3 protein-coding genes are annotated in these 4,909 nt (G+C 38.0%); all 3 read left to right on the top strand.

Annotated elements, in window-relative coordinates:
* The coding region (locus tag ACOVO2_RS18630; protein ID WP_421771421.1) for a cobalamin-dependent protein at window positions 1-564 on the top strand (564 nt) is incomplete at its 5' end.
* A 397-nt stretch (window positions 565-961) separates the two neighbouring features.
* A complete protein-coding gene (locus tag ACOVO2_RS18625; protein ID WP_421771420.1) occupies window positions 962-3,553 on the top strand; it encodes a DUF5686 and carboxypeptidase regulatory-like domain-containing protein in 2,592 nt (863 codons plus the stop codon).
* 144 nt (window positions 3,554-3,697) lie between these two features.
* On the top strand, window positions 3,698-4,909 hold a 1,212-nt coding region (hemL, locus tag ACOVO2_RS18620; protein ID WP_421771419.1), incomplete at its 3' end, for a glutamate-1-semialdehyde 2,1-aminomutase.

Raw genomic sequence — 4,909 nt, 5'->3', positions numbered from 1 at the left:
GCTGCTCGTAAACGTGCCACTTTGGGCGAAATATCTTATGCCATGGAAAAAGTAGCTGGTCGCCACAAGGCGGTTATCCGTTCGATTTCGGGAGTGTATCAAGCAGAAGTTTCGGACGATGAAAATTTCAGATTAGCCAAAGAAATGGCCGACCAATTTGCCGAAATCGAAGGTCGTCGTCCGAGAATCATGGTCGCTAAAATGGGACAAGATGGTCACGACCGTGGAGCAAAGGTAATTGCCACAAGCTTTGCCGATTTGGGTTTTGATGTGGATATAGGTCCGCTTTTCCAAACGCCAGAAGAAACCGCTCGGCAAGCAGCCGAAAACGATGTGCATATCGTTGGAGCATCAAGTTTGGCGGCTGGACACAAAACGCTCGTTCCGGCATTGATTGAAGAACTCAAAAAACTGGGTCGTGAAGATATTATGGTCATTGCGGGAGGCGTAATTCCTGCCCAAGATTATCAGTATTTATATGATGCAGGTGTAAAAGGAGTTTTTGGCCCAGGAACTGTCATTTCGGTAGCCGCTCAGAAGATTTTGAAAGAATTGATGGCTTAAAACTCCATTTTTGCCATTTATCTACAGAAAAATGAGACATCCCTAATTTTAAAAAAATTTAATAGGTATTTTTAAAATAAAATGATTAAGAGTTTTATTCATTGCCGTCTGCTTTAGCTGACGGATACTTCTATACAATCAAATTTGACTTTAGTCTAAATAAAAGGTTAGACTAAAGTCGGATTTGTTCTATCTTTTGCTGTAGTCCGTCAGCTAAAGCAGACGGCAATGAGTATTTTTTAAATCATATTCGGGATAACACATATTTTGTGTTATTTATGATAAAGATATTCCCTCTGCAACTTTTCCACCTATTTCTGCATCTACATTACAATATTACTACTTTCACACCGTAGTATATTTAACAGAATCCATCCCACAAAACACACTAACCGTTATGCTTAAAAAACTATTACTACTATTATTTATTACTCAAAATCTACTTGCTGCTGGTATTAGGGGTAAAATCAAAAACGAAAAAGGCGAAGTAATGCCTTTTGCCTCAGTGCTGGTCAAAGGTACAGAAATTGGTACAATGGCCAATCAGGATGGTGACTACGAAATCAAACTCAAAGCAGGCTCTTACGAAATTGTCTTCCAATACATTGGCTATCAATCGGTTACAAAGAAAGTTGAAATTGCCGAAAACGTGCAAACACTCAATATCACGATGAAGGAAATCAGCATTGAGTTGGGCGGAGTAAAGGTCTCAAACAATAAAGAAGACCCCGCCCTTACAATTATGCGAAAAACCATCGCTATGTCGCCGATTCATCACAAAGAAGTAGAGAGTTATTCGATGCGTAATTATTTGCGTGGTACTTTCAGGGTCAATGATGTATCTTTTATCTTTGAAAAAGCGATGAAAGATAATTTCATTAAAAAAGGACAATCTTATGTGATAGAGTCGGTCAATGAAGTAAACTTTAAACAGCCCAATAGTTTTGTTGAGCGAGTAATTTCAGTACGTTCTAATCTTCCCCCTGCAATGAAAAATAATGTCAATGCTTCGGTTGACAAATCAAGTTTTTATAATCCCAACAATAAAGAATCACCAATTACATTCAAAGGGGCAGTTAATTATAGATACGTTTACGAAGGTTTTTTTCAAGATAAAGGTGTTTATATCAACAAGATACGAGTTATTCCTAAAGTAAAATCACCAGGTTTGTACAGTGGAACAATTAATATTATTGATGGAACTTGGGCTATTCATAGTATTGATTTTAAGTATGAAGAGGAAGTTGGTCAATCAAGTTATAAAGTTATTTTCACGCCCATTGATGATATTTGGATGCCAATTCAAGTTGAGGAGACTACAGAAATAAAATTTATGGGTGCTGATGTTTCGGCCCGTGTGGTTACGGCCTACAAAAGCTATCAAATCGTAAAAAATCCAAAGTATGCTACCATCAAACCCCAAGTTTTAGACGATAAGATTTTTAAAACTGAAGCAAAAGACCTCAACCGTAAAAAACTGGATACCAAGACAATTCTTGAACAAAAGGAATTGACACTTAAACAACTTAAAAAGCTCTCAAAAGACCTCGAAAAAGAAGAAGTAAAAGAAAAGAAAGAGAAAAATGAAGAAATAGTTGCCTCAAATTATTCTCGTTCGGTTGATAGTTTGGCGAGACAACGTAGCGAAGATTTTTGGGCAGAAGAACGTCAAATACCATTGACTGAAATCGAAGTAAAAGGCTACAAACAAGCTGATAGTATTTATAAAGTTGAAGCAAAAGAGATAAGTATTAAGTTAAAAAAAGACTCTGTTGAGCGTTTACGACCCGCGAAGTTTGAATTTAATCAACTTTTGTTTGGAAATACATACCAATATAATTTGATTGATAAAAATGATAAAAAGAAGGGTTACAAAGACTTTTTTACGCTCGGTGGTTGGGCAGAAGATACACGCTACAACGCCGTGGAGGGCATAAATATCGGTTTCCCGAGACTAAGTTATCGCCACAGAATTGATTCGCTCGGTTCGTTTTCGATGAATGTTAAACCTCATTATTCAATTCAAAGAGAAAGACTAAATGGCTCGTTTGGTATTGGTTATGGACAGAAAAAGTTTAGCATTGGTGCGGAAGCAGGACGCAAAGTATTTCAGATGAATAACGAAGAACCCATCAATAATTTTGTAAATGCTGCTTATGCTTTGTTGGATAATCGTCATTTTGGGAAGTTTTATGAGCAGAAATATGCACGAATCAATTTTAGTCCACGTATCAGTGATAACATCACGTTCCGCACGTATTTCCAAGTCGCCGAGCGTTATCATCTAAATAATATTGTCAATCAAGGTTTTCGAAAAGTAGCTGATAAATTTTATGAATCGAATGACCCAATTCACCAAGATTTCAAGACAACAACTTTTGATACTCACACACAAACCCGATTCAATGTGGTGCTGACTTACAGACCATTTTCGAGGGTAAGAATCTATAATGGTGTTCGACATGTACAAACTTACGGCCCAACTTTCCACCTTGAAAACCTTTCTGCTTTCGGACAAACTGGCTTTAATCGTGTAGAATTGGGTATGAACCATGATTTCAAATGGAAATTGAAAGATGTTTCACTAAGAGCTGAAATCGGTACTTATTACGGGGATAAACCTATGTATTTTCTTGATTATAAGCACCTTAATGGTAACGAAACTTTTATTCAAACTCACCAAGATTTCCGAGATTTGCCTTATTATCAATACAGTACAAATGGTGGCTATGCTCAATTATTTACCAAAGTCGATTTCAAAAGATTATTCCTGACAAATATTCCGTATCTCCAGCGAAAAGGCTGGGAAGAACGTCTCTACGGAAACGTTTTACTCACTAATCAAATTAAACATTATGAGTTGGGATATGGTATAAAAGGTCTTTTTGGACTCTTCAATGCTGAGGTTTATAGTATTTTCAATCAAAAACAATATTCTCATACAGGCTTTAGGGTTTATTTACCGATTAAGTCGGGGGTTAATTTTTAATGTATTGTTTTAATAGTTAATTTTGAACAAAATTTGAAGGATTAGAAAAGTAAGCACACTTTCTCTAATCCTTTATGTTTTAAAAATCGTTATATGAATATGGGTTTCAATAATCTGTATTTTTTACATTTCAATACAAAATAAATGACCACAAATACAAGCGAAGAACTTTTCGCAAAAGCCAAAAACTTCATTCCAGGGGGCGTAAACTCGCCAGTGAGAGCATTTCGTTCGGTAGGCGGAAATCCGATTTTTATCAAAAGAGCCAAAGGTGCTTATATCTTCGACGAAGACGATAATCAATACATTGAACTTATCAATTCTTGGGGACCAATGATTTTGGGTCATGCTTTTGAGCCAGTTCAGCAAGCCGTGAGCGAAGCCATCAAAAACTCATTTTCGTTTGGAGCTCCCACGCGTCGTGAAGTAGAAATGGCCGAATTGATTATTTCGATGGTGCCTTCTATCGAAAAAGTGAGAATGGTAAACTCTGGTACAGAAGCCACAATGGCGGCTATCAGAGTAGCAAGAGGTTATACAGGAAGAGAGAAAATAATTAAGTTTGAAGGCTGCTATCACGGTCACGGAGATTCGTTTTTGATTGCCGCAGGAAGTGGAGCAGTTACGATGGGCGTGCCTGATAGTCCAGGTGTAACAAAAGGAGTAGCCAATGATACACTGACAGCTCCGTACAATAATTTGGAAGCAGTTCAGATGCTTTGCGATGCCAACAAAGGACAAATTGCAGCTTTGATTCTTGAGCCAGTTGTAGGAAACATGGGTTGTGTTTTGCCAAAAGAAGGTTATTTACAAGGCTTGCGTGATATTTGCACGAAAGAAGGAATCGTGTTGATTTTTGATGAAGTAATGACAGGCTTCCGTTTGGCAAAAGGTGGAGCTCAGGAGCGTTTCGGTGTAACGCCCGATATGACAACTTTGGGTAAAATTATCGGTGGAGGAATGCCAGTAGGGGCGTATGGCGGAAAAGCAGAAATCATGAATTGTGTGTCGCCACAAGGGCCTGTTTATCAAGCTGGTACGCTTTCAGGAAACCCGATTGCAATGGCTGCTGGTCTGACGATGTTGCACCACTTAAATGACCATCCAGAAGTTTATACGCAACTCGAAGCGACTGGAAATCAGATAGTTAGCGGTATTCGTTCGATTCTTGATAAACTGAATCTCAATTACCAAATCAATCATGTTGGTTCGATGTACAGCCTTTTCTTTACCGAAACACCAGTGGTAGATTTTGAAACGGCAAAGACTTCAGATACTGCTAAATTTGGTAAATATTTCCACGGAATGCTCGATAAAGGCATTTATCTTGCACCGTCTCAATACGAAGCACTTTTC

This window comes from Emticicia sp. (assembly GCF_049241225.1).
In the GTDB taxonomy this organism is placed as follows: Bacteria; Bacteroidota; Bacteroidia; order Cytophagales; family Spirosomataceae; genus Emticicia.
This window is presented reverse-complemented; position numbering and strand designations above follow the sequence as displayed.